Source organism: Nonlabens dokdonensis (assembly GCF_002162835.1).
Taxonomy (GTDB): domain Bacteria; phylum Bacteroidota; class Bacteroidia; order Flavobacteriales; family Flavobacteriaceae; genus Nonlabens; species Nonlabens dokdonensis_B.
Map to the genome: position 1 here is coordinate 1 of NZ_MAAX01000169.1, position 4,164 is coordinate 4,164.

Annotated in this window: 5 protein-coding genes; 1 reads left to right on the top strand and 4 read right to left on the bottom strand. The window is 32.4% G+C overall.

Going from position 1 to position 4,164, the window contains the following annotated elements; translation table 11 throughout:
- Positions 1 to 660: aldehyde dehydrogenase family protein (locus tag A9Q93_RS10905; RefSeq protein ID WP_303687435.1), on the bottom strand; the 660-nt coding region annotated here is incomplete at its 3' end.
- 173 nt (positions 661 to 833) lie between these two features.
- On the opposite strand from A9Q93_RS10905, the gene A9Q93_RS10910 reads away from it, so the two are divergent.
- Positions 834 to 1,754, top strand: coding sequence for an AraC family transcriptional regulator (locus A9Q93_RS10910; RefSeq protein WP_303687436.1), 921 nt, complete (start codon positions 834 to 836; stop codon positions 1,752 to 1,754).
- 121 nt (positions 1,755 to 1,875) lie between these two features.
- Here A9Q93_RS10910 and A9Q93_RS10915 read toward each other — a convergent pair whose 3' ends face one another.
- The 3 genes from A9Q93_RS10915 to A9Q93_RS10925 all read right to left on the bottom strand — a co-directional run.
- Complete coding sequence (locus A9Q93_RS10915) at positions 1,876 to 2,463, bottom strand: alpha-ketoglutarate-dependent dioxygenase AlkB (RefSeq protein ID WP_303687437.1); 588 nt, start codon at positions 2,461 to 2,463, stop codon at positions 1,876 to 1,878.
- Positions 2,464 to 2,677: 214 nt separating this feature from the next.
- On the bottom strand, positions 2,678 to 3,184 hold the full coding sequence (locus tag A9Q93_RS10920; protein WP_303687438.1) for a hypothetical protein: 507 nt from the start codon (positions 3,182 to 3,184) through the stop codon (positions 2,678 to 2,680).
- Between the two features lie 244 nt (positions 3,185 to 3,428).
- Positions 3,429 to 4,164 (bottom strand): glycoside hydrolase family 3 C-terminal domain-containing protein (locus tag A9Q93_RS10925; protein ID WP_303687439.1); only part of this gene is annotated, 736 nt, incomplete at its 5' end.

Genomic DNA, 4,164 nt, shown 5'->3' on the forward strand with positions numbered 1-4,164 from the left:
TAAAGGTTTTCCTGCTTCCGGTCCGAAGCCGTGCACAATATTTAAAACGCCAGGAGGAAATACATCTGCAATTTTTTCCATCAATAATGTTGCAGACGATGGTGTTTGTTCTGCAGGTTTCAATACTACACAATTACCTGTAACAAGAGCTGGAGGTAATTTCCAAGATAACATGAGTAACGGGAAATTCCATGGAATGATTTGACCTATAACACCTAGAGGCTCTTTTATATTCATTGATAGCGTATGTTGATCTAGCTCTGTAGCACTTCCTTCTTCAGATCTGATACATGCTGCAAAATAACGCCAGTGGTCTACAGCCAAAGGAATGTCTGCATTTAAGGTTTCTCTTATTGGCTTCCCATTATCACAAGTTTCCACAAGGGCAAACTCTTCTAGGTTTTCCTCAATAATATCTGCCACTTTGTTTAATAGACTAGCTCTTTCTGTAGCCGATGTATTTCCCCAGCTCTCTTTGGCTGCGTTTGCAGCATCTAAAGCCATTTCAACATCCTCTTTTTGCGATCGTGGATATTTAGCAATTAGGCTATTGTCAATAGGAGAAGTGTTCTCAAAGTACTCACCGTTTGCAGGCTCTACAAATTTACCATTGATAAAATTGGAATATTTTTCTTTAAATTTTGGTTTAGAATAACTCATAATATTTTGGGTTTAATTATTAATTTACTGATTTTGACGTATAAAACATGAAAATTCCTTATGAATGCTAAAGATATTTTATCAAATTATAATTATCTTGAACGTAATTATTATATACTTGAACATATCTCTTACTTTTAAGTTAGTTATTCAAGAATTTTGTAAAATTGAGTATGAAATCCATTTTAGACCAATATAAGAGCAATAGAAAACTGACTACTTTAGTAGAAAACAGAACCACTTATAGTGCCGATTATGCTGAACTAAATATCTACGAGACAAATGATTATGCTGAAAAAGTAGCTCTCACTTTTGATTTTCCTGTCATCGCTAGTATGCTAACAGGAAAAAAGGTGATGCATATAGAGGGTTTTGAAGCTTTTGATTTTTTTCCTGGCGAGTCTGTCGTTATGCCCAGAAGTAAGGAAATGATCATTGATTTTCCTTTAGCAACTAAAAATAGTCCTACTCAATGTCTAGCCTTAGGGATTGATGCTTTTAAAATAAATGAAGTGGTTGAGAAATTTAATCACCATGTTGCTATTGAAAATGAAAATAATAATTGGAGCCTAGACAAAAATGCATCACACCTCATTAATAATGAGGATGTTAATCACTTAATTAAAAGGTTGACCTATACGTTTACTAATAACAATAAATCTAAGGATGTATTATTGGATTTAATGATTCAAGAGCTCATTATTCGTCTTTTACAAACAAGAGCTAAAACCTTAATAATAAATGATCCTGATCAAATATTTAATGATACTAGAATAGGAACCGTAGTAAAATTTATAAAAGATAATCTTACTAATAAGGACCTTAATGTCGACATACTAGCTAAAAAGGCATATATGAGTACCTCTCATTTTCATAAGCAATTTAAAAACACATTAGGTGTTTCTCCAATTGACTACATTAATTCGGAAAAAATAAAGTTCTCCAAAAAATTAATCAAAGCATCAAAAGACTGTAGAATGTCTGAAATAGCTTTTAAATCTGGATTTAATAATACCAGTTATTTTAATAGGCAATTTAAAAAGATGGAAATGATAACGCCGCAGCAGTTTAAAAAATCGGTATCTTTTGATTAATCTTTCCGGTAAAAAGATGGATTCTAAAGTAAAGCCATGAGTAGTTATTATAAATAATTACCTAGTTGGGAAGTTATTTGGTAATGAAATTGATGAAGGGTACATACCGCAATAATGGGACCTATTTAAAACTTGCCTCTCTAAAAGTAATATTTATTCTACCGTTTTTATACGCTGGATTTTTAATCAAACTGTGCGTATAGCGCTCCTGACAATGTGCACCCATTACCAGTAAACTACCATGAGCCAGATCCATCCTGTAAACATCTTCATTTGAATTATCCTTAAATATAAATTGTCTCACTTCTCCTAAACTAAGTGAAGGTAGAATAGTGTTATAACCAGAGGTCTCTTGATCACTGTGGTAGGGTGCAAAATAGTTTCCATCTGGATAATACAAACACATAGCAAGATCAAATTTCTTATCGAGTAAGCTTTCGACTTTATATTTTAGTTCTAACATCTGCTCATTCCAGAGATAGTTTTTACCGTGGATCTCTTCTGGGTGACTGTTGAATTCTTTCAATTCTTTTGATACAAATAAAATTTTGAAACTATCTGTTTTTATCAGTTTTCCACCAGCGCGAATGGTAAGACGTGACTGATCTAATTTATATTCCTCAATTAAAGTGTTATAAAGCTGTTTAGCTTCTCTGTTACTTAGAAAATCGTTTATATAGTCTACGGTGCAGTTTAAAGGTAGTTTCATTGATGCCTTGATTACTCAATTATAAAAAATTAATCACAGCTTTAAAATTAACGTAAAGATTTTTATGTTAACAGATAAAATTCATCTCCATTTGAAAAGATTTTGTCATATAAAATCAGGACTCATTTATGATAATTCTTACAGAAGTACTCTAGTGATAAAATAAAGCAGATTTTACTTGTATTTTACCACAGTGCTTTGTTAACACACGTTTTTATTCGATGATAAATTTTAGTTCATTTGATGATTTCGCATAGTAATTGATTTGAGCAGTGTACGTTCCTTTCGGTAATTTTTTGGAAAAGTTCATATCATTATTTTCTAAATACGGAATTTCGTTCAAATGAATTGGATGAGTTTTGCTTTCGTTTGGTTTAAGCGTTATTTCATATTCTTTCAACTCGTTCTCTAAAAAGAAGTTTGAACTCAATATATGTCTGGAAGTATATTTTTGTTGAGTATCATTCGTTTTAATATTTATAATTGAGGCTCCAATTCCTATCGGATGTTCCCAATAATCTCTAATCATTATAACTTGATTATCCTGAGATTTGTTTAACCATTTTAAGGTCATTTCAATTGGTTCTCCAAACGTATATTTTTCCGCTGCCGTAAATGTAAATTCAACTATTTCAGAACTTGGATATTTAAACATCTTTTGAAAATCAGAATAATTTTCAGAGTTTGTTACGATTTGGAACAGTATTAGTTTCGTTTTCAATCGGTTTTGTTTTTTCAGATGATAAACATCCTGAAAATATCAAAACAACCAATAAAATCCTAATTTAAATGTAATGTTCAATGTTTGTTTCAAAAGCGTAGTAACGATTTTGTGTATGATTTCGTTGCGTGTTTAAGCATTAAAGTTAGCAAATAAATCACAGATAGAAAGTCCGCGAGGACTTTCGTAAGTAGGCTATAACTAGCAATGAATTATACACATGGTTATACTTAGTACTATAAATTTATTCGACTGTTACGGTTGTTCTCAAACGTATATCGTTAGAAGATGTGCCTATCAATATTCTAAAATCACCTGGTTCTATTATACGATTCATGTTTTTATCAAGCATGGTGAGAATATCAGGCGTTACTTGAAATATTATCGTTTTGGATTCTCCTTTTTTTAAATGAATTCTCTGAAACCCTTTTAATTCCATAATAGGTCTTGCAACCGAAGCATATTCATCTTTAATATATAACTGCACAACTTCATCTCCATTAAAATTTCCAGTATTTGTAATGGTGCATGAAACAGTAGCACTTTCGGAAGTATTAATGGTAGTTTTATCAATTTGCAAATCACTGTAATTAAAGTGTGTATAACTTAAACCATAACCAAACGGATATAAAGGTTTTCCAGATAAATTAACATAATCATCACCACGACCTGTGGGCTTATGATTGTAGTATAATGGCACCTGTGCCACATCTATAGGGAACGTTACAGGCAATCTACCTGCTGGATTGTAATCTCCAAAAAGCACATCTGCTACAGCGTTTCCGCCTTCATCTCCAGGATACCAAACATCAAGAATCGCAGGCACTTTTTGTAACCAATTTTGCATGGTGATGGCACTTCCGCCTACTAAAATAACCACTACTGGTGTTCCCGTTTCAGCAACAGCTTGGATTAATTCCTCTTGGTGTCCAGGTAAAGACAAATAAGCTCTATCTCTAAATTCACCTTCCTCAATACCA